This is a genomic window from Frankia gtarii (assembly GCF_025403375.1).
In the GTDB taxonomy this organism is placed as follows: domain Bacteria; phylum Actinomycetota; class Actinomycetes; order Frankiales; family Frankiaceae; genus Frankia; species Frankia gtarii.
The window spans coordinates 1-20898 of sequence record NZ_JAMPTM010000104.1; the positions used below are offsets into that span (position 1 = coordinate 1).

Genomic DNA, 20898 nt, shown 5'->3' on the forward strand with positions numbered 1-20898 from the left:
ACACCCTCTACTACCGCGACACGACGGCCGGCCAGGGCTGGGCCCGGATGCCATACCCGATCACCAGCACCTGCTACACCGCCGAACAACTGACCGACGGACACGCCTACGAATTCCGCATCACCGCGAGCAACAGCACCGGCGAGTCCGCGCCGTCCCCTGTCGCCGGGGCCACCCCGGTGGCGCCGTCCCCGCCGCCTTCCCGACCAACCGGCCTGACGGCGACGCCGGGGAACGGCACCGCGCGGCTGTGCTGGACCGCGTCGTCGAGCGCCGACGCCTACACCCTCTACTACCGCGACACGACGGCCGGCCAGGGCTGGGCCCGGATGCCATACCCGATCACCAGCACCTGCTACACCGCCGAACAACTGACCGACGGACACGCCTACGAATTCCGCATCACCGCAAGCAACAGCACCGGCGAGTCGGACTCCTCGAACACGGCCGCTGCCACACCACACGGCTGAGGGCGGACCTGCCGGCCGGAGGTCCGCGCGTTCAGCCTTCCGAATCGGGTGCCGTCAGCGGACGGCGAATCCCGCGTCGACGGGGAGTTGTACGCCGGTGAGGTATCTGGCGGCGTCGCTGACGAGCCAGGCCACGACTTCGGCGATGTCGTCGGCCTGGAGGATCTCGACGGGCAGCGCGTTCTGCATTGCGGCCAGGCCGGCCGTGTTGGCCGCGACGAAGTCGACGAAGGCCTGGTTGTTGAGCATTCCGGTGGAGACGCCGGTGGGGTGAATCGTGTTGACCCGGATGTTGTGGGGGGCGAGGTCGTTGGCGAAGACCTGCATGAGCCCGACGAGGCCGCGTTTGGCCGCGGCGTAGGCCTGGCCGCCGGCGGCGTCGGTGCCGGTGCCCTTGAGGCCGGCGGTGGAGCTGGTGATGACGATCGATCCGCCGCGGCCACCCTCGACGAGGGCCGGAATCGCGACGCGGCAGGCATTCCAGACGCCGGTCAGGTTCACGTCGATGATGTCGTGCCATTCGGCGACCGGGTCGTCCTCGGTGAAGCGGATGATGCCGGCGTTGGCGATCACGATGTCGATACGGCCGAACTCGATGAGGCCCTCCTCGAAGACGGTCCGCAGGGCCGCCTGGTCGCGGACGTCGGCGACCCGGGTGAGGATTTGCCCCCCCTCGGCCTCGACGAGCTTCTGGGTCTCGTCGAGGTCGGCGCGGCTGGCGTTGGGGTAGCTCATCGACGGGATGTCGGCGCAGATGTCCACCCCGATGATCGCGGCGCCGTCGCGGGCGAGGCGCAGGGCGTGGGCTCGTCCCTGGCCGCGGGCGACGCCGGTGATGAAGGCAACCTTGCCGGACAGGTCAGAACTCATCGTCGAAGTCCTTTACGCAGAATGGCCGCGGGGGGGCGTCCGGGACCCCGCCTGCAGATGGTCCGGCAGCCCTGCCGACAGGGGCGTTCGCGTGCTTCTTGGCACGAAACAGCGGTTTTCGTGGTCGCTAGAATTTTGCCGAAGATGGCAGATTGTGTCAAGGGTCACAATTCGTCCGGCACGGTCCGTCAGAGCCGGCGCAGGTTCGTCAGGACACGGTCGAGCAGCGCCATCTCGGGCACGCCGGTGGGCATGGTCAGTTGGGAGATGTCGACGAGGCGGTCGGCCGCCGCGTCGGCGACGAGGACCCGCACGACACCCACCGGCAGGCGCAGCGCCGCGGCGATCTCGATCACCGACTGAGGCTGCACACACATCGCGACGATCGATTTCTGTTCCAGCAGCAGCGCGGGCAGTCGGGCCAGGCCGAACGGCGTCGCGGTCACCATGGCCTCGAGCGCCAGCAAGCGGGACGGCCGCGCCCGGCCGCGGGTCGCCGTGTAGGGCCGGACGAGTTCCCCCGACGGCTCCACCGCATCCCCGTTCATCCGTTCACCCGCTTCCCCGAGGACCTGGCTGTCACCGGCGGACGGTCGGCGTCACACGCTCTCGCGCGTGTCGGCGCGCCGCGCCGGAGTCAGCGCCTCCCGGGTGCGGGCGACGAGCACCGTCATCTCGTACCCGACCAGCCCGATGTCGCAGGTACTCGTGGCGAGCACCGCCAGGCAGGATCCTTCGCCGACGGCCATGAGCAGCAGCGAGCCCTGCGCCATCTCGACCACCGTCTGGGTCACCGAACCGCCGTCGACGAAGTCCGCGGCCGCCAGGGTCAGGCTGAACAGCCCCGAGGCGATGGAACCGAGCTGCACCGCCCGATCGCGGGGGAACCCGCTGCACACCGCGAGCAGGTGACCGTCCGAGGACGCGAGGATCGCGTTCGCCACACCGGGGACGAAGTCGACGAAGCTGTTGATGAGCCAGTCGAGTGAGGGGTTGTCCGGATCCGCGTCGGTCACGGCTGTCCTCCAGGCTGGGGGTTCGGGGGGACGGAAAGTCGGGGTCAGGGTTCGTGTGGACGGGGGCCCATCGGGCTCAGCCGCTCCCGACGTCGTCCTCCGCAGCGGCGATTCCGGTCCCCCGGGCGTGATGAATGCCTTCGTAGAGCCTGCTCAGCCGCCCGCGGATCCGCTCGGGCGCAACCTGCGGGTCCAGCGACGACGCCGAGCCGGCGGATCCGAGGAACAGGCTCGGGCTGGCCGCGCCGTCGGCCGATCCGATGGGTGGCCCGGGTGGGATCTGCCCGGAGATCGGCGTGGACTGCGGGGTCCGGATCGGCAGCCCGGAGGCCGTGGCCGGCTGCGGGGCCGGCCGCGGGGCCGCAGCCGACCGGGAAGGCAGTCGGGATGCCGCGGGAAGCTCATCGTGGCCGAACCAGTCGAACGGTCCCGCTGGCTCGTCGAGGGACTGCGCCCCGGCGGCATCCTGGGAGAACGCCCACAGCCTGGCGGTCGCCGGTGTGAAGGCGGCCCACGCCGGCTGCTGCCCGGCCGCGGGCGACGCTGCGTCCCCGGTCGCGCTCGGGTCGGGCGGCGCGACGACGGCACGCCCGTGCCGGGTGGCCGCCCGTTCGCGTCGCCGGTCGAGCGCGGCGACGGCCTGCGCGATCGACGGCAGGTCCGCATCGCCCCCGACCGGGGGCAAGACACCAGGGGCCGCCGGATCACCACCGGTGGGCTGGTCGACGCCGTCGAGGCCAGCAAGATCGACGAGGTCGGCCAGATCCGCGAGGTCGTCGTCGGTGAGGCCGATGCCCCGGGGCCGGAACCATCCGCTGGTCGGCACGTACGGGGCGAACACGGGTGCCGCGGTGCCCGGGCCGCCGTCGAACCCGCCGAACCCGCCGGCGTCGGCGTCGGCGTCAGCGTCAGCGTCAGCCGCCGCCACCTCGACCTCGGCGTGCTCGGGTGCCCCCACCAGGCCGTGGCCGTGGCCGTGGCCGGAGACGGAGACCGGGACCGGGACGGGGACACTCGCCACGAGCAGCGACGCCGGGAGCCGCACGGACGCCCGCACCCCACCGGCATCCGAGCGGCTCAGCCGCACCTCGATGTCGTGACGGTCGGCGAGGCGGGCGACGACGAACAGGCCGAGGCGCTGGGCGATGGAGAAGTCGAACGTCGGTGGGTCGGCGAGTCGCTGGTTGACCGCGGCGAGCTCGCGCTCGGACATCCCGAGCCCGCCGTCGTCGATGGTGATGAGCACCCCGCCGACGTCCGCGGTGGCGGCGAGGTCGACGGACAGGTACGGCGGCGAGAACTGCGCGGCGTTCTCCAGCAGTTCGGCCACCAGGTGGACGACGTGGTTGACGGAGTCCGCGGCGACGCGCGCGTCCGGCACGTCGACGATCTGGACCCGCTCGTACTGCTCGATCTCACCGAGGGCGGCCTGCAGAACATCACCGAGCGACACCGGGCCGGCCCGGCGCCGCCCCGGCCCGGTGCCCGCGAGGACCAGCAGGTTCTCGCTGTTGCGGCGCATCCGGGTGGCCAGATGGTCGAGCCTGAACAGGTTCTCCAGCTGCAGCGGGTTCTCCTCGGCGGCCTCCAGCCGGTCGATGAGGGCGATCTGCCGTTCGATGAGGCTCTGGCTGCGCCGGGAGAGGCTGAGGAACAGGGTGTTGACGTTGCGACGCAGGCTGGCCTGTTCCGCGGCGAGACGCACGGCCTCCCGCTGCAGTTCGTCGAAGGTGCGCGCGACCTCGCCGATCTCGTCGCGGGAGTCGATTCCGATCGACTGGATCGTCGTGTCGACCTGCTCCGGGTTCGCCGTGTGCAGCTCGGAGATCAGATGTGGCAGGCGGACCTGGGCGACGTCGAGGGCGCCGTTGCGCAGCCGGCGCAGCGGCGCGGTCATCGTCCGTGCGATCGCCAGCGTCCACACGATCGCGCCGACGGTGATCACGAGGATGAGCGCCCCGATCAGGGCGATGCGCTGCCAGGCGGCGGAGCGCAGGTGCTCGGCGGAGTGGGTGACGCCTGTGAGCAGGTCGGATTCGACGATGCGCAGCAGCTCGATGTGGGTCGTGCTGGCCGCGAGCCACTGGTCGGGATCGATGTCGAGATCGGTCAGCCGCTGGCGCTGGACGGCACGCTCGGAGATGCGCTTGACCGTCAGCACGGCCTGCCCGTTGACGATCTGGTCGAAGTGGGCGCGGTCGTCGGGGCGGGCGGCGGCGCGGAAGGCGTCCTGCGCCGCCTGCTCCTGGGCGAGCAGTCCGGACAGCCGGTCGGAGGCGCCGAAGGCGAACCGCTGCGCGAAGCTCGTGGCGAACAGCTGCCCGCGGATCTCGGAGTCGATCTCCTTCAACGCCGACACGTCGCCCAGCACGGTCGCGGCGTACCGCAGGTCCTCGTCGTCGCGGTCCTGCCCGATGCGGCCGTCGAGGTCGAGCAGATTGGTGATCATGGTCGAGTACTGACTGAAGATCGCGTCCATGGGCAGGCCACCGGTCTGCACCGACCGGCGCAGCGCGGGCAACCCGTCGATGTCGCTCTCGACCCGATCGGCCACCCGCCCGGTGCCCGCGCCGAGGCCGCCGCCGGAGGAGCGCAGCGTTGCGCGAAACCGAGCCATGGTTGCGTCGACCGCCCGCTGCTGGCTGTCGAGCCGGCCGGTGAGCGCGGTCCCGGAGTCCGCGCCGCGTCCGCTGCTGATGTACCCGGCCGAGAGGTCACGTTCCAGCTGAAGTTCGTGCACCGTCGCCGTGACGTCCCGGCCGAGCTTCGCCGCGGTCACATCGCGGCCGTAGCTGGCGGCGTCGGACAGCCAGGTGACGCCCGAGAGGATCCCGAGAGCCAGGAAGGCCGCGGTGGGCACGGCCAGCGCGGCGAACAGCTTCCCGCGCACGGGCAGGTCGCGCAGGCTCGCCCACCGGCGTGGCCGCACCTCGTCGTCCCCGGCCGACACGGTCGCGACCGTGCGGCCACGGCGTGCCCGCCGCGACCCGGCGCGGCCCCGGTCGAGGACCCCGCGGGAGGTCTCCGGCGGCTCGCCCGTCACATCCCGCCCCTTCCTGGCTCGATCACGCGCCCCGTACCTCTCCGCCTCTCGAACGCCCGGATTCCGGCTCCCGCAACCCCGTGCGGCGCCGGGTGAACGTCGCCGCACGGCGGGGCCATGCGCACCCGACCGCGCGGCGGTTGGCATCGCCACAGCTTCGAACCAAAAGGCTATTTGCGCACCGGACGCGACTGCCAGCGGGGTCTCTTGACGAACGGCCATGCAATCGTCCGGGTTGAGTCCAACCATGTTGGGGATGACCCAACCCCGCTGCGCCTGACCGACACCAAACCACTAGTGTCGGCGCCGGTCGCGGTAGCTTTCACCGCTCACTCCAGCCGGGCGCACGGGGAGCGTGATGATCTACGGTTTTCGAAGGGCGAGCGCGGCGGGTGTTGCGCTGATCTGCATCGCCGCACTCGCGGGCTGCAACGGTCGTGACAATCCCGGGCCGCCCGCGGTTTCCGGGGAGGTCAAGATCGGCCTTCTCGCTCCGTTGACGGGCGGGAACACCGAAGCCGGCCGCGATGCCCAACGGGGAGCGGAACTCGCCAGCCGGCTCGTCAACACCGGAGAAGACCGCTCTGGATACTCCGCTGGTCGAATCTGGGGACCATCAGGTCACGCCCGACTGTCGATTGTGACGTTAGACACGAAAGGCGACCGGCAAACCGCGGCGGACGGGGCAGCGACCCTGGCGGGCAGTGACGGCGTGGCCGGCATCGTCGGCGCGTTCGGCGCCGACGCCACCCTGGACGCCAGCCAGCGGGCCGAGCGGCTGCAGACCCCGTTCGTCAGCGTCGACGCCGCCCTGACGGCACTCACCGAGCGCGGGCTGAGCTGGTACTTCCGGGCCGGCCCCGACGCCGCGGACTACGGCGGCGCCTTCCTGTCTTTGCTGCGCAACGCCGAACAGCCTGGTCAACAGCGTCGACGGGTGGCCGTGCTGTACGGCAACGACGCGACCGGCACCGACCTGAGTTCGATCATCGCCGAGTACGGCGAGGAGGCCGGTTACCAGATCGTGGCCAACGCGCCGTACGAGCCGGGCGACGCCGATCCCTCGGCCGCGGTGGCGGCGATCCGCGCCGCCACACCCGACGTCGTCCTCATGACGACGACTCCCGGCGCGGGGGTGGGTCTCGGAAAGGCGTTCCAGGCCAGCGGGTACACGCCGCCCGCCGTCGTCGTTTACGGCGCGTCCGCGGAGGCCGCCCAGCTCGCCGCAATCCCCGGTTTCGCGGGCCGGGTGAGCCGGCAGGTCTCGTGGTCGCTGCCCAGCACCCGCGCCAACCCGCTCGCCGCGGCGGTCACCGACCGCTATCAGCGCGACTTCGGCACCCCGATGACGGCGGACGCGGCGAGCGCCTTCACCGCGGTGACAATCTATGCCCGGGCAATCGAGGATGCCGGCAGCTCCGAACGGGAACGGATACGCTCCGCACTTGTCGCGATCGATCTCCCGGGGTCCGCGACCATCATGGCCTGGAACGGCGTGCGTTTCGACGGAACCCACCAGAACACGCTTTCCGCAACGGCCGTCGAACAGGACACCGACGGGACGTTCACTACCGTCTATCCACGCGACCTGGCCACAACATCGGTCAATTGGCCGCCGCCGGGAAGTCCAGCGTCGACCACCCGCGCCCCGACCGGATCAGGGGCACCGGCAGCATCCATCGGCGCGCGGAACGGTTAGGCCGGCGGGCCATGCGGCACCATATTTGGACATATAGCAACGAATCGGTGAAGAACGGCGCTCCGCCACGGGACAACGACGCCGGTGGGCCGGCGGGCGACCTCGCGCCGGCGCTGGTGACGTTCACCGGCGTCGAAAAGAGCTACCCGGACGGCACCCAGGCCCTCGCTCCGGTCGATCTGACGGTCCGCGACGGCGAGTTCGTGAGCATCGTCGGCGCGTCCGGCTGCGGCAAGAGCACCCTGCTGCGGCTGGCCTCCGGCCTGACCACGGCCACCGCCGGCACGGTCTCGCCGTCGACCGACCGGATCAGCCACGTCTTCCAGGATCCGACCCTGCTGCCCTGGCGCAGCGTGCGGCGCAACGTGGAGACGCTGGCCGAGCTGACCGGCACGCCCCGCGCCGAGTACCGGCCGCGGGCCGCCGAGGTCATCGACCTGGTGGGGCTCGGCGGGTTCGAGCGGCACCGGCCCCGCTCACTGTCAGGCGGGATGCGGATGCGGGTCTCCCTGGCCCGCTCGCTGGTGCTCTCCCCCGACCTGTTCCTGCTGGACGAGCCGTTCGGCGCCCTCGACGAGATCTCCCGGGAACGGCTGGGCGACGAGCTGCTACGGCTGTTCGAGCTACGCCGCTTCGGCGCCGCCCTGTTCGTCACCCACTCGGTCGCGGAGGCGGTGTACCTGTCCACCCGGGTCCTGGTGATGTCGCCGCGCCCAGGCCGGATGGTCGCCGAGTTCGCCATCCCGTTCGGCTTCCCCCGCCCGGCGGAGCTGCGCTTCCGGGAGGACTTCACCCGGCTGACCGCCGCGGTCTCGCGCCGCCTGCGCGACGGCGACGGGCAGACGGCGTGAGGGCGCCGTGGACCGGGCGGCCGCGGGCGACCTGGCGTGACCGCCTCGCGCCGCTCGCGCTGTTCGCGATCATCATCGGCGTCTGGTACTTCGTCAGCCTCGTGGTCCTCGACCGGGACCGCCGCTTCCTGCTGCCGAGCCCCGACTCGGTCGTCCGCGTCGCCTTCCTCGACGGCCACAACCTCACGCAGCTGCTGCGGGCGCTGTGGCTGTCGGCGTCGGTGGCGCTCATCGGCCTCGGGGTGTCGATCGTGCTGGGCATGGCCGTGGCGATCGCGATGAGCCAGGCCCGGTGGATCGAGAGGTCGGTGTACCCGTACGCGGTGATCCTGCAGACCATCCCGACGCTGGCGATGGTGCCGCTGATCGGCTTCTGGTTCGACTACGGCTTCCTCAGTCGGGTGATCGTCTGCGTCCTCATCGCCCTGTTCCCGGTGATCAGTAGCACGCTGTTCGGCCTGAAGTCGGTCGACCAGGGCATGCTCGACCTGTTCCGACTGCACCGGATTCCCCGCTGGCGCCGGCTGGTGTCGTTGCAGCTGCCGGCGGCGATGCCGGCGACGTTCGCCGGGTTCCAGGTCTCCGCCGGGCTGTCGGTCGTGGGCGCGGTCGTCGGCGACTTCTTCTTCAAGCAGGGCAAGCCGGGCATCGGCGTCCTGATCGATCTCTACCGGGCGCGACTGCTCTCCCAGCAGCTGTTCGGCGCGGTCATCCTCGCCTCGCTGCTCGGGGTCGTCGTGTTCACGTTCTTCGGCTGGCTGAGTCGACTGGTCACCGGTCGCTGGTACGGCGCCGAGACGCCCTGACGCCGCGGGCGGCCGCACCCGTCGGATCCCGACGGCGCCGGCGGCCCGCGGAGCTGTGTCACACCCCGGCCCCGCGGGGGGTTCACGAGCCCGGGGGGTCTTCACGAGAGGGAGCAACATGGGACGTTTCCGACGAGGAGCCGCCGCCGCCTTCGGCACGGCGCTCGCCCTGACCCTGGCGGCCTGCAGCGGGGACTCCGGTGGCGGGTCCGACCCGGGGGCCGCCCCCGCGGCGCCGGCCGCCGCAGCCGGCAACGCGATCAACCTGACCGGCGCCTGCCCCACCAGGATCGTGGTCCAGACCGACTGGTTCGCCGAATCCGAATACGGGTTCCTGTACAACCTCATCGGCTCGGACGCGAAGATCGACACCGGTAAGAAGCGGATCGTCGGCTCCCTCGTCTCCGACGGCAAGGACACCGGGGTGGACGTCGAGGTCCGATTCGGCGGCCCGGCCATCGGGTACGAGCAGGTCAGCGCGCAGATGTATGTCGACAAGTCGATCAATCTGGGGATCGTCTCCACCGACGAGGCCATCCAGAACTCGGCCTCCCAGCCGACCAAGGCGGTGTTCGCGCCGTTCGAGGTCAGCCCTGGAATGATCATGTGGGACAAGAGCAAGCACCCGAACTTCACGACGCTGGTCGACATCGGGCAGACCGACACCAAGGTCCTCTACTACGAGACCGACGCCTACATGCAGTACCTGCTCGGCGCCGGCATCCTGCGCCGGGGCCAGGTCGACGGCAGCTACGAAGGCTCCCCGTCGCGCTGGGTCGCCGAGGACGGCAAGGTCGCCGAGGCCGGCTTCGCCACCTCGGAGCCCTACATCTACAAGAACGAGCTCGGTGACGGGCACAGCTACGACGTCAACCTTCAGCTCGTCAACGACACCGGCTACCCGGTGTACGGGCAGGCCCTGTCGGTCCGCACCGGCGACGAGGCGAAGCTCGCCGGGTGCCTGAAGAAGCTGGTGCCGATCATGCAGCGCTCGCAGGCGGACTTCATGGCGCACCCGCAGACGGCGAACGCACTCATCATCAAGGCGGTCAAGGCGGACGCCGCGTCGGTGTGGAGCTACTCGCCGGGGCTCGCCGCCTACGCCGTGCAGACGATGAAGAACCGGGCGCTGGTCTCCAACGGATCGAATGCGACGATCGGTGACATGGAGCAGAGCCGGGTCAACCGGATGATCCAGATCCTGACCCCGATCTACGCGGGCCAGAAGAAGCCGGTGCGCAGCGGCCTCACCCCCGCCGACCTGTTCACCAACCAGTACATCGACACGAGCATTGGGCTGACGTGACCGATCCCGCCGCCGTCACCTCGGCCAGCACCGTCGCCTCAGCCAGCACCGTCGCACCGGCCAGCTTCGTGCTGCGGGCCCGGCACGTGCTGACCATGGGCGCGGCCGGGCACGTGCGCGACGGCGCGGTCGCGGTGGTCGACGGGCGCATCGCCGCGGTGGACGGGTACGCCGCGATCGCGGCGCGGTTCGCGGACCTGCCGGTCCTCGGCGACGGCGGCGGGATCATCACCCCCGGTTTCGTGAGCTGCCACGGTCACTTCTCGGAGGGCCTGGTCACCGGCATCGGGGAGACCCACACGCTGTGGGAGTGGTTCGTCCACGTGGTCGAGCCGATCGAGGCGCACCTGACCCGGGACATGGCCTACGTGGGCACGCTGCTGAAGGCGAGCGAGATGGTCCTGTCGGGGGTGACGACGGTCGGGGACATGTTCTGCTCGGCGCCGGGCACCCCTCCGATCACCCCGGGGATCGTCGACGCACTCGACGTCGTCGGGGTGCGCGCAGACGTCTCGTTCGGCCCGGCGGATGTCCCACACGACCGTTCCATCGACCTGATCGTCGCGGAGCATCACGCCCTGGCGCAGGCCGCGGCGGGCTCCCGGCGCACCCGGTTCCGGGTGGGTCTGGCCACCATCCCGTCCAGCAGCGACGCGCTGCTCGCGGCGACACGGTCGCTGCTGGACGAGACCGACCGGCTGCACGTCCACCTGCACGAGGTCCGGGAGGAGGTGACCGCGTCGCGCACGACCCGCGGGGTGAGCTCCATCGAGGTCGCCGCCCGGGCCGGCCTGCTCGACGCGCAGACGGTCGCCGCGCACTGCGTCTGGCTCTCCGACGACGACGTGGCGATGCTGCGTCGGCACGCGGTCGCCGTGGCGCACTGCCCGGTGTCGAACATGATCCTGGCCAGCGGCGTGTGCCAGGTGCCGCGGCTGCTGCGGGACTCGGTGCCCGTCGGCCTCGGCGTCGACGGCGCCGCCAGCAACGACAGCCAGAACATGCTGGAGACCGTCAAGGCCGCGGCGCTGCTGCAGAAGGTGCACCACCAGCAGGCCGACGTCCTGACCGCGCCGACGGTGCTGCGGATGGCCACCCTCGGCGGCGCCCGCGCGCTCGGCCTCGACGACACCGTCGGCAGCCTGGACGTGGGCAAGGCCGCCGACCTGGTGCTGTTCGCCGAGGCGAGCCCGTCGATGGCGTTCGTGCACGACCCCTACCAGGCCGTCGTCTACTGCGCGGGGACCCGCGACATCGCCGGGGTCTGGGTCGACGGCGAACGGATCGTCGCCGACGCGCGGATCCTCACCGCCGACATCGGGGCGGTCCTGCCCTGGGCCCGCGAACTCGCCGTCGAACTCGCCACCCGCGCCGGCCTCGCCTCCGAGCTCGCCATCACCTAGCCGCCCCTCGCCGGGCGGGACTGACCGGCCGCCCCGGCCACCCGCCCCGGCAGCGGCACTGCCCCGCCCCGCGGGGCTGCCCCGCGGTGCGGTGCGGGGCGGGGGGTTCATGTCATGCTGGTGCTGCGCTGTGTCCTCGTCGGCCTGCGGTCCGGGGCCTTCGCGGCCAGATCATCCTTCGTGGCCGCCGTCGCCGGCACCACGGCCACAACGTCGGTGCCGTGCAGGTTCCGGTCGACCCACATCAGCTCGAGGGAAAGCCGCTCCAACTCCTCGAGGTCGCCACGGCCCCCCGGTCGCTGCCGGAGTTCCATCGCGTAACCCTTCATTCTCGGCTGCCCCGCCTGCGCTGGCGGTCCCACCGGCTCCGATTTCTCCACCACCGTCATATCGCCGAAGGTGGCCTTGGGATCGTCCTTCGGGTTGGGCGCGCGCAAAGCGCTGTCCAACAGCAGCTTGACATGCGGTGGCATCAGCAGGGCGTCCTTCGGATGCTTGTTTCCCCAACTGCGGGGCGCCGCATCCTTGGGCAGATTCCTGGGCTTCAGATTGGCGGGGTTGTACGCCTTCTGCATCCCGTCGATGATCATCGCATGGTTGGCCTGCAGCCAGGCCCACTCGGCCGGCGTGAGATCCTCCCGGATCACCCACCACGGCACCCGACTCAGGGCCTGGGTAAGGTTCTTCATCAGCCGCTCCTCGCCCTGCCGGCCACCGTCGTAGCGGGCCGCCACCTGCATGTACAGCAGGGCGATGTAGCCGGACAGCTTCGCCGCGTCGACGTCCGGCCGCTGGGTCGGGCCGGTCAGCCTCGTGGTGGCTTCGGCGCCCACCTGCACGGCCTGCAACGAGCGTTCCCGGGAGGTCTCGTTCGTCGTGTGCAGCACCAGTACCTCGTTGACGAGCCGGGGGAACACCTCCAGGGCGATGCCCAACGTGTAATGGATCGCGCTGCGGAGCATCTGATCGAGCGGGCGCACGAAGGGGTTGACCACCGCGTCGGCGGCCGCGTTCCGCCAGGACTTGTCGACGACCAGATCGAGCTGGTCACAGAGCTGGACGAAGGAGGTCGAGGGCCCGGCCTGGGCGAACGTCTCGATGGCCGTGCGCACGATCGCGTAGCGCGCCCTGAATGCGGCGCTCGCCTCGTCCCTGGTGCCGGCGTGGTCGTCAAAATGCGCCGTCACGAATTCCAGAATAGAGGTTGGCAGGCTCTCGTCTGCCTTGTTTTCCGGGCCACTGTGACGGTCGATGTCAAGCTTGTAGATGCCGTCCTTGTGCTGGGCGATCGTCGGCCAGCGCTCATCGCCCAAGTCCATCCTGATGGGGATCCGGGTCTCGATCTCCATACCGAACACGTCTTCCTCCGCCGCCCTTGGCATCCTTTGTCGGACTATTAGACCACGAGCGAACAGTCGCGATGCCCGGTTCGGAATCGCGGATCACCATCCCGGAACAACCACTCCGGACTGCTACCAGCAAAGGCCGCCGGTAGCATTCCGTGCCCATCATCATCGATCCGTGTAGCGGGCTTTGTGCCGACGGAACCCTGCCCTCACCGGACACGTCCGGCCTGGACACGAACTCCGTCGCAGTCCCGAAGTCAACGGATCAGGGCCGGGGGGTGAGGTCGGTGACGAGGACGGGGGTCAGGCCGCCGGGAGTGCCGTCCGGTTCGGTCTTCGACAGGGTCAGGCGGGCGGTGCGGCCGGCGAGCTCCAGCATGGCGAGCTGACTGTCGAACCAGGGCCCGTCGGTGACCCGCCAGCGGATCGCCCGGCGTGGCACGCCGGCGAGGCGCGCGAGCGCCCCCGAGACCGCGGCGGCCGGAGCCCGACGGGACAGCGCGTCGACCCGCCGGACCCAGGGGCCGAGCGGGTTGCGAAACGGCGAGCACACGGCCTGCCACACCGGCACTCCCGGGTTGCCCGGGCCGACCCTCGACAGGTCCGCGCGGGCGAGGTAGGCATGGTGCACATCCCCGGACAGCACCACGACGCTGGCCGGGGCGGGACCGCGTTCCCCGGCGCTGACGGCGCGCAGCAGGTCGGTCATCGCGTCGAAGGACGCCCCGAACGCCGCCCAGTGCTCCAGGTCCAGGGCCTGCCGGAGCCGTTCGGCCGCGGCGGCGGCGCGTCGGCCCCAGCGGCCCGCCGCGACCTGCTCGTTGGCCGCCTCGACGTTGTGGATCAGCGGGCTGAGCAGGTACGGGACCGACGTGCCGAGCAGCAGGTGGTCCACCTCGCCGGTGTGGTCGGTCTGGTCCCGCACCCACGCCCATTCGGCGGCGTCGACCATCGCCCGGGTACCGTCCGCCGCGACGACCCGCGCCGCCCGCGAGTCGATGACGACCAGCCGGGTCCGCCCCAGATCCCACCGAAAGCTCCACCGCACCGCCCGCTCGTCCGCGACGCCGTCGGCACCCGCCGGTCCGTCCAGGTCGGCTCCCCCGTGCTCGCTGGCGCTGGCGCCCGACCGCACGTCCGGGTCCGCGCCCGCACGGTCGGCGCCGGCGTCGACCCGGCGGGCGAAGGCGCGCAGCAGGTCCTCCGCCGACGGTCCGGGGCCGTCAGTGCCGTCAGGGCCGTCAGAGGAGGAGGAGGAGGAGGCGCCCGGCGTGCCGGCGGCGACGACGGCGCGGTGAACCGGATCCCGGTCACGCTCCTGCGGGCTCAGGTTGCCCAGGTGCTGGTACAGCCAGTAGGCCATGATCCCGCCGGTGATCCGCGCGTCCCACCAGGGCTCGGTGCGGATCTGGACGCGCCAGGCCGCGGAGATGTTCCAGTCGTCGCGCACGTCGTGGTCATCGAAAATCATGGCTGTGGGGACCGTCGACAGCAGCCAGCGGATCTCCGGCTGCGACCAGGCCTCCTGGTAGAGCCAGGTGTACTCCTCGAAGTCGGCGATCTCCTCGCCGGGGCTCGCGGTGACGTCGCGACGCGCCCGGATCCGCTCGGCGGTCCGCGGGGAGACGTGGTCGGCGTAGACCTGATCGCCGAGCAGGAGCAGGGCGCCGGGCCAGGTCGACGGGTCGCGGCCGGGCAGATCCAGCGCGAGCGCGTGCAACGCGTCCGTGCCGAGCCCCTGCCTGTCGTCGTCGGCGTTCAGCGTGTAGGGGCGCTCCTGGGGCGCGGTCACCCGGCACGAGCCGAAGACCATCCGCACCGGCTGGTCCTCGCCGACGGGCCGCAGCAGACTCGGCGGCGCGCCGGGCGCAGGCCAGACCCGCACGGGCGACGTCGGCGCCGGCTCCGCGGTCCCCATCAGCCACACCTCGTAGGCGACCGGCTCCCCGGGGACGAGGCCGCCGGCGACGACGACGGCGTAGTGATGACCGGCCACCTCGAAGGTCCGCGCCCGCCCTGCGATCCGCCCGACGGAACCGAGCGCACTCCCACTCCCATCGACGGTCGCGCCGCCATCGACGGTCCGCGATGGGACAGCGATCACTACCTCACAGGCGAGGTCGGTTTCCACCCAGACGGTGACGCGGGAGACGTCCGGGTGGCGCTGGATGGGGCCGAGGACGAGACGAGTCATATCTCTACTGTCGCCCGTCTCGGTTGCCGGGCGCCGCCTGCCCGCGCCCTTGCCGTCGGGGCGATCCCGGTACCCGTGCGGCAACGCGCCGCAGTCATACCCCTCGAGGGATCGCAGGCACTGACCAGGGCGCGTATCGCGTTGGGTTCGGAGCCTGGTTCGTGCCCGTTCCTCGATCCCAGCAGCCGGCACAATGCCGTGTGTCTTTACGTGACGAGATGTACGCAGAGACGAGCCGAGGCGTAGGCATGGTTTTTCGGCCTGAAACCGTACCTACGCCTCGGCATGATCTGGCCGCGATCTGGCCAGGATCAGGCAGGCGGACGACGGTAGCCCCTGCGCGCGGTGCGGCATGGGAGCGGCGCAGCCCGTCTCCATCTGCGGGCTGTCGGACGGCGAACGGTAATGTTTCAGCGGTTTGACCGGCGGGCGGGGCGGGCGCAGACAACGGCGTGAGGCGCTGCTAGCGTCGGAACCGTGAGTACACAGGCCGGACATCCGGGGCAGCGCCACCGCGCCAACCGATGTTCGCGGGGATGCCCGGACACCGGCGTCCCGGCCGTTCTCCGGCCTCGCGTCGCCACTCGCGCCGTGCCCGCCGGTCGCTGACCGGCCCTCCCGGCCCTCCGGCATCCCCCTCGCCGACGACCGGCGGCTCGCGCCCAGTGGCCCGGGCCAGAGCTCACCGCCCGCCCGCGCCGTGGCCGTCATGCCGACATCCGACCGACACACCCGCTGTTCGACTGGCATGCGCGGCTCCGGCCCGCACGGCCGCACCGTCACACCGGCCCGGCACGGCCGGCACGGCGACATCCGGGCCGGCACAGCCGCGTCACGTCCTTGCGGGTGAACGGCGGCGCCGGCATCATGCCGCCGGCGCCCGGGAACCATCGCAGCAGCAAAATGCCACACCGACACGGGGAGAGTCACCGTATGAGCGCCGAGAACTGGTCGTTCGAGACGCAGCAGATCCACGCGGGCGCGCAGCCCGACCCGGCGACCGGCGCCCGGGCGGTGCCGATCTACCAGACGACGAGCTACGTCTTCCGCGACACCGACCACGCGGCCGCCCTGTTCGCACTCGGCGAGCCCGGCAACATCTACACGCGGATCATGAACCCGACACAGGACGTGTTCGAGCAGCGCATCTCCACCCTGGAGGGCGGTGTCGGGGCGCTGGCGACCGCGTCCGGGCAGGCCGCCGAGACGCTGGCGATCCTCAACCTCGCCGAGTCCGGCGACCACCTGGTGTCGTCGTCGAGCCTGTACGGCGGGACGTACAACCTGTTCCACTACACGCTGCCGAAGCTCGGCATCGAGGTCACCTTCGTCGCGGACCCCGACGACCTGGCGCAGTGGCGCGACGCCGTCCGCCCGAACACCAAGGCGTTCTACGGCGAGACGATCGGCAACCCGCGCGGCGACGTCCTCGACACCGCCGGGGTGTCCGAGGTCGCCCACGCCGCCGGCGTCCCGCTCATCGTCGACAACACGCTGGCCACCCCGTACCTGTACCGCCCGCTGGAGCACGGCGCGGACATCGTCGTGCACTCGGCGACGAAGTTCATCGGCGGCCACGGCACGGCCATCGGCGGCGTCATCGTCGACGGCGGCCGGTTCGACTTCGGCGCCTCCGGGCGGTTCGCGAACTTCACCACGCCCGACCCGAGCTACCACGGGCTGGTCTACTGGGAGGCACTCGGCCACGGCTCCTACATCGCCAAGGCCCGGGTGCAGCTGCTGCGCGACATCGGCGCCTCGATCTCCCCGTTCAACTCGTTCCTGCTGCTGCAGGGGCTGGAGACGCTGTCGCTGCGGGTCGAGCGGCACACCTCGAACGCCCAGCGGGTGGCCGAGTGGCTCGAGGCGCGCGACGAGGTGAGCTGGGTGACGTATCCGGGGCTGCCGTCGTCGAAGTGGTACTCCCGGGCGCAGCAGGTGCTGCCCCGCGGCGCCGGGGCGATCCTGTCGTTCGGTATCGCCGGCGGGGCCGCGGCCGGACGGAAGTTCGTCGAGGGGGTGGAGCTGTTCAGCCACCTGGCCAACGTCGGCGACGCGCGTTCGCTGATCATCCACCCGGCGACGACGACGCACTCCCAGCTCACCGAGACCGAGCAGGCCGCGGCCGGGGTCACCCCGGATCTGATCCGGCTCTCGGTCGGCATCGAGGGGATCGACGACATCCTCGCCGACCTCGACGCCGGGTTCCGTGCCGCCAAGAGCTGAGCCGGGGGGCGCCGGTCCGGCTGCCTCGCCGACCGGACCGGCGCCGCTGAGGCCATCCCCCGGCCCCGGCCTCGTCCCCGTCCCGGTGCCCGCGGCCGGCCCGGCCGGGTCCGGGGCGTGGCGGGCGGGCGTCGATCCGGTCGGGCGGCGACGGTTCGCCGAGCTGCCCGGGCCGCTGCGCCTGGAACGCGGCGGGGTGCTGCCGCGGGTGCGGGTGGCGTACGAGACCTGGGGGCGCCTGGACGCCGCGGCCGGCAACGCGGTACTGGTGCTGCACGCGCTCACCGGGGACAGCCACGCCGCCGGTCCCGCCGAACCCGGCCACCCGAGTGCGGGCTGGTGGGATGGGCTGATCGGGCCGGGCCGGGCGCTCGACACCGACCGGCTGTTCGTCGTGTGCCCCAACGTTCTGGGTGGCTGCCAGGGCACGACCGGTCCCGCCACGACCGCGCCGGACGGCCGGCACTGGGGCGGTCGCTGGCCCGAGATCACCATCGCCGATCAGGTCGCCGCCGAGGTGGCGGTCGCCGACGCCGTCGGCGTGCGGCGCTGGGCGGCGGTGGTCGGCGGGTCGATGGGCGGGATGCGGGCGCTGGAGTGGGCCGTCGGTCATCCCGACCGGGTCGGGCGGGTCGTGGTCCTGGCCTGCGGCGCCACCGCGACGGCGGAGCAGATCGGGTTGTACGCGGTGCAGGTGCGCGCAATCACCGACGACCCGGGCTGGCACGGCGGCGACTACCACCTGCCGGCGACGCCGGGCCCGGCCGCGGGGATGGGCCTGGCCCGGCGGATGGCCCAGATCAGCTATCGCAGCGAGGAGGAGCTGCAGGACCGTTTCGCCGCCCGGACCCGCGAGGACGGGCAGTTCGAGGTGGCCTCCTACCTTGATCATCACGCCGGCAAGCTGGCTCGCCGGTTCGACGCCGGCAGCTACGTCACCCTGACCCGGGCGATGATGACGCAGGACGTCGGGCGGGGCCGTGGCGGTTTCGCCGCGGCGCTGCGCGCCTGCTCGGTGCCGTTCACGGTGGCGGGCGTCGACTCCGACCGGCTTTACCCGCTGCGCCTGCAGGAGGACATCGCGGCACTCGCCGACGCGCCGCTGCGCGTCATCCGCTCCCGCAGCGGCCACGACGGTTTCCTCACCGAGACCGACCAGGTCGCCGCGCTCGTCCGGGAGACGCTCGGGGCGTTCTCCAGCGGCGGCTCCCCGAGTGGGTCACCCGAGGAGTCATCTTGACCGTGTAAGACCTTCATCATGGTCAATCCCTTCACCGGGCCGGTCGGTGCCGTCCGACCGGGCGGGCTGTTCGCGGCCATCCGCGCGACGTTGCCGAGCCTCGTGCCGAGCGAGCAGCGGGTGGCCGAGGTGTGTCTGGCCCGCCCGGGGGAGGTGGTGGAGTGGTCCGCCGCCCAGTTGGCGGAGGCGGCGGGGACGTCGGCGGCCACGGTGGTGCGGGCCTGCCAGTCGCTGGGCTTCCGTGGGTTCCAGCATTTCCGGGTGGAGCTGGCCCGGGAGTCGGGGGCGGCGGCGCTGCGCGGCGAGGTCGGCCGCGCCGGCGCGGAGGATCCGGTCGAACGGCTGGTCGACACCGTGTTCGAAGCGGCGGCGAAGGTGCTCGCCGATGCGCTGGGGCCGCTGGACCGCGCCTGCCTGACCCCGGCGGTCGACCTGCTGGACTCCGCCGGCCGGCTGCTCATCATCGGCAACGGCGGGTCGGCGCCCGTCGCCCAGGACGCGGCGCTGCGTTTCCTCATCATCGGCCGCCCGGCGGAGGCGCCCAGCGACTCGATCATCCAGGAGATCGCGGCCCGGCTGCTGGCCCCCACCGACGTCTGCCTGGTCATCACCTCTTCCGGCGCGAACGAGCCGACGCTGCGCGCCGCCGAGGCCGCGCGCACCGCCGGGGCCGCGATCATCGGGATCACCAGCTACATGTCGGGGCCGCTGGCCGAGATCGCCGACATCACCCTCGTCGTCGGGACGCCCGACTGGCCGGTCGGCACGGACACGATCGCCAGCCGGCTGGCCTCACTGCTACTGCTCAACGCGCTGCAGCTCGCCGTCGGGCTGCGTCGGGAGAAAGACCCGCAGCGGGCGTCGTCCCTGGTCCCGGACGTCCTCGGCCACTCGGTGCGGGCCGAGGCGGCGGGGTCGGCGGAGACGGCGGGGTCGGCGGAGACGGCGCGGGCCGAGTCCGGCGACCGGACTCGGCGTCAATGAGAACGCAACTCCACCCCTCATCTCACATTCAGTAACAATTAGCGGCGGCGCCGTGAGACCTTGACCAGGTCCGATGTGGATCCTTGCCGCCGGAGCCACAGAGAACCGTTGCGTTACGTGACCGCCATCCGTTTCCCGTCCGTCGAAGACCGTTCATTTACGTGTTCGACGCTGCCCAGGTAACAGAAATCCGGGAGCAGCCCTGCTCCCGGAACAGACGTACCTGGAGTGCTGGTGGCAGAGATCCGGATCGAGGGCCTCACGAGGACCTTCGGTGATGTCCGCGCCGTCGACGACATCTCCCTCGAGGTGGCCGACGGCGACTTCCTCGTGCTGCTCGGCCCGAGCGGGTGCGGGAAGACGACGCTGCTGCGGATGATCGCGGGACTGCTGGAACCGAGCGAAGGCCGCATCATGCTCGGCGAACGCGACATCACCCACCTGCCGGCCCGCCAGCGTGATCTCGCGATGGTGTTCCAGAGCTACGCGCTCTACCCGCACCTGTCCGTCGAACGCAACATCGGGTTTCCGCTGCGGGCCGCCCGCCTGCCCCGAGCCGAGATCCGCAGCCGGGTCCGCGAGGTCGCCGGGCAACTCGAACTCGACCATCTGCTCGACCGCCGGCCCCGCGAGCTGTCCGGCGGGCAGCGCCAGCGGGTCGCCCTCGGCCGCGCGCTGGTCCGCGACCCCCAGGCGTTCCTTATGGACGAGCCGCTGTCCAACCTCGACGCCAAGCTGCGCACCGCGACCCGCACCGAGCTCACCGCACTGCACCGCCGGCTGGGCCGCACCTTCGTCTACGTCACCCACGACCAGGTCGAGGCGATGTCGATGGCCACCCGCGTCGCGCTGCTCAACGGCGGCCGGGTGGAGCAGATCGGCACCCCGACGCAGGTCTACGACGCGCCGGCATCCGTGTTCGTCGCGAGCTTCCTCGGCGCGCCGCCGATGAACCTGCTGGCGGCCCACGTCGAGGCAGCCGGCCCACTGCTGACGGTGCAGGCCCCGGGCCTGCGCATTCCGCTGTGGCCCGGCTCGGCCCCGCCGCGGGACGTGACCCTCGGCATCCGGCCGGAGAGCCTGCACCGGGTCCCCGCCACCACCGACGCCGACGCCGACGCCGACGCCGACGCCGATGCAGCTACCGCTACCGCCGCCGCCGACACCGCCGACACCGCCGGGCACCACCCGGGAGTGGAGATCGAGGGTGTCGTCACCGCGATCGAGAACCTCGGCAGCGAGGAGGTCGCCTGGTGCGACGTGCGCGGGCAGTCGGTGGCCCTGCGCGGACCGCGGCCGCTCGGACTCACGGTCGGTGAGCGGACCCGGCTCTGCGTCGACCCGGCCCGCGTCCACCTGTTCGACCGGGCCAGCGGGCGCCGCCTCACCTGGCAGCAGCCGACCGCCCGGCCGGCGACGACGACGATCTCCGCCCCCTCGCCCC

16 protein-coding genes are annotated in these 20898 nt (G+C 71.7%); 10 read left to right on the forward strand and 6 right to left on the reverse strand.

Annotation, left to right across the window (positions count from 1 at the left end; genetic code table 11):
• Nucleotides 1-470, forward strand: a 470-nt coding sequence (locus NBZ83_RS16375) for a fibronectin type III domain-containing protein (RefSeq protein WP_261575324.1), incomplete at its 5' end; no start/stop codon positions are given.
• A gap of 54 nt (nucleotides 471-524) precedes the next feature.
• Here the strand turns inward: NBZ83_RS16375 and NBZ83_RS16380 are convergent.
• The 4 genes from NBZ83_RS16380 to NBZ83_RS16395 all read right to left on the reverse strand — a co-directional run bounded on the left by NBZ83_RS16380 (nucleotide 525) and on the right by NBZ83_RS16395 (nucleotide 5399).
• On the reverse strand, nucleotides 525-1340 hold the full coding sequence (locus tag NBZ83_RS16380; protein ID WP_261575325.1) for a mycofactocin-coupled SDR family oxidoreductase: 816 nt from the start codon (nucleotides 1338-1340) through the stop codon (nucleotides 525-527).
• A 188-nt stretch (nucleotides 1341-1528) separates the two neighbouring features.
• Nucleotides 1529-1888 (reverse strand): DUF742 domain-containing protein, encoded by a 360-nt coding sequence (locus NBZ83_RS16385; protein WP_261568904.1) that lies wholly within the window; start codon nucleotides 1886-1888, stop codon nucleotides 1529-1531.
• 51 nt (nucleotides 1889-1939) lie between these two features.
• A complete protein-coding gene (locus NBZ83_RS16390) occupies nucleotides 1940-2356 on the reverse strand; it encodes a roadblock/LC7 domain-containing protein (RefSeq protein WP_261555546.1) in 417 nt (138 codons plus the stop codon).
• Nucleotides 2357-2432: 76 nt separating this feature from the next.
• Nucleotides 2433-5399, reverse strand: a complete 2967-nt coding sequence (locus NBZ83_RS16395) for a sensor histidine kinase (RefSeq protein WP_261575326.1) — start codon at nucleotides 5397-5399, stop codon at nucleotides 2433-2435.
• Between the two features lie 358 nt (nucleotides 5400-5757).
• On the opposite strand from NBZ83_RS16395, the gene NBZ83_RS16400 reads away from it, so the two are divergent.
• The 5 genes from NBZ83_RS16400 to NBZ83_RS16420 all read left to right on the forward strand — a co-directional run bounded on the left by NBZ83_RS16400 (nucleotide 5758) and on the right by NBZ83_RS16420 (nucleotide 11464).
• The gene (locus NBZ83_RS16400; protein ID WP_261568906.1) at nucleotides 5758-7098 is read left to right on the forward strand and encodes an ABC transporter substrate-binding protein; all 1341 of its coding nucleotides are present in this window, start codon (nucleotides 5758-5760) and stop codon (nucleotides 7096-7098) included.
• Nucleotides 7099-7109: 11 nt separating this feature from the next.
• Nucleotides 7110-7949, forward strand: a complete 840-nt coding sequence (locus NBZ83_RS16405; protein ID WP_261575327.1) for an ABC transporter ATP-binding protein — start codon at nucleotides 7110-7112, stop codon at nucleotides 7947-7949.
• Entirely contained in the window at nucleotides 7946-8755 is an 810-nt protein-coding gene (locus NBZ83_RS16410; RefSeq protein WP_261575328.1) for an ABC transporter permease, read from the forward strand. Before NBZ83_RS16405 ends, NBZ83_RS16410 begins: the two co-directional genes overlap by 4 nt.
• Nucleotides 8756-8873: 118 nt before the next feature.
• Nucleotides 8874-10061 carry a hypothetical protein gene (locus tag NBZ83_RS16415; protein ID WP_261568909.1) on the forward strand — a complete coding sequence of 396 codons (1188 nt, stop codon included), beginning with the start codon at nucleotides 8874-8876 and terminating at the stop codon, nucleotides 10059-10061.
• The gene (locus tag NBZ83_RS16420) at nucleotides 10058-11464 is read left to right on the forward strand and encodes an amidohydrolase family protein (protein WP_261575329.1); all 1407 of its coding nucleotides are present in this window, start codon (nucleotides 10058-10060) and stop codon (nucleotides 11462-11464) included. Before NBZ83_RS16415 ends, NBZ83_RS16420 begins: the two co-directional genes overlap by 4 nt.
• 107 nt (nucleotides 11465-11571) lie before the next feature.
• Here the strand turns inward: NBZ83_RS16420 and NBZ83_RS16425 are convergent, their stop codons facing one another.
• Nucleotides 11572-12813 (reverse strand): hypothetical protein, encoded by a 1242-nt coding sequence (locus NBZ83_RS16425; RefSeq protein ID WP_261575330.1) that lies wholly within the window; start codon nucleotides 12811-12813, stop codon nucleotides 11572-11574.
• Nucleotides 12814-13075: 262 nt separating this feature from the next.
• Complete coding sequence (locus NBZ83_RS16430) at nucleotides 13076-15004, reverse strand: DUF7800 domain-containing protein (protein ID WP_261575331.1); 1929 nt, start codon at nucleotides 15002-15004, stop codon at nucleotides 13076-13078.
• Between the two features lie 933 nt (nucleotides 15005-15937).
• Here NBZ83_RS16430 and NBZ83_RS16435 point away from each other — a divergent pair.
• The 4 genes from NBZ83_RS16435 to NBZ83_RS16450 form a co-directional block, all read left to right on the forward strand.
• The gene (locus tag NBZ83_RS16435; RefSeq protein ID WP_261568913.1) at nucleotides 15938-17230 is read left to right on the forward strand and encodes a bifunctional o-acetylhomoserine/o-acetylserine sulfhydrylase; all 1293 of its coding nucleotides are present in this window, start codon (nucleotides 15938-15940) and stop codon (nucleotides 17228-17230) included.
• A complete protein-coding gene (gene metX / locus NBZ83_RS16440; RefSeq protein WP_308203799.1) occupies nucleotides 17214-18470 on the forward strand; it encodes a homoserine O-acetyltransferase MetX in 1257 nt (418 codons plus the stop codon). Before NBZ83_RS16435 ends, metX begins: the two co-directional genes overlap by 17 nt.
• A gap of 18 nt (nucleotides 18471-18488) precedes the next feature.
• A complete protein-coding gene (locus tag NBZ83_RS16445; RefSeq protein WP_261575332.1) occupies nucleotides 18489-19454 on the forward strand; it encodes a MurR/RpiR family transcriptional regulator in 966 nt (321 codons plus the stop codon).
• A 234-nt stretch (nucleotides 19455-19688) separates the two neighbouring features.
• Nucleotides 19689-20898: ABC transporter ATP-binding protein (locus tag NBZ83_RS16450; RefSeq protein WP_261575333.1), on the forward strand; the 1210-nt coding region annotated here is incomplete at its 3' end.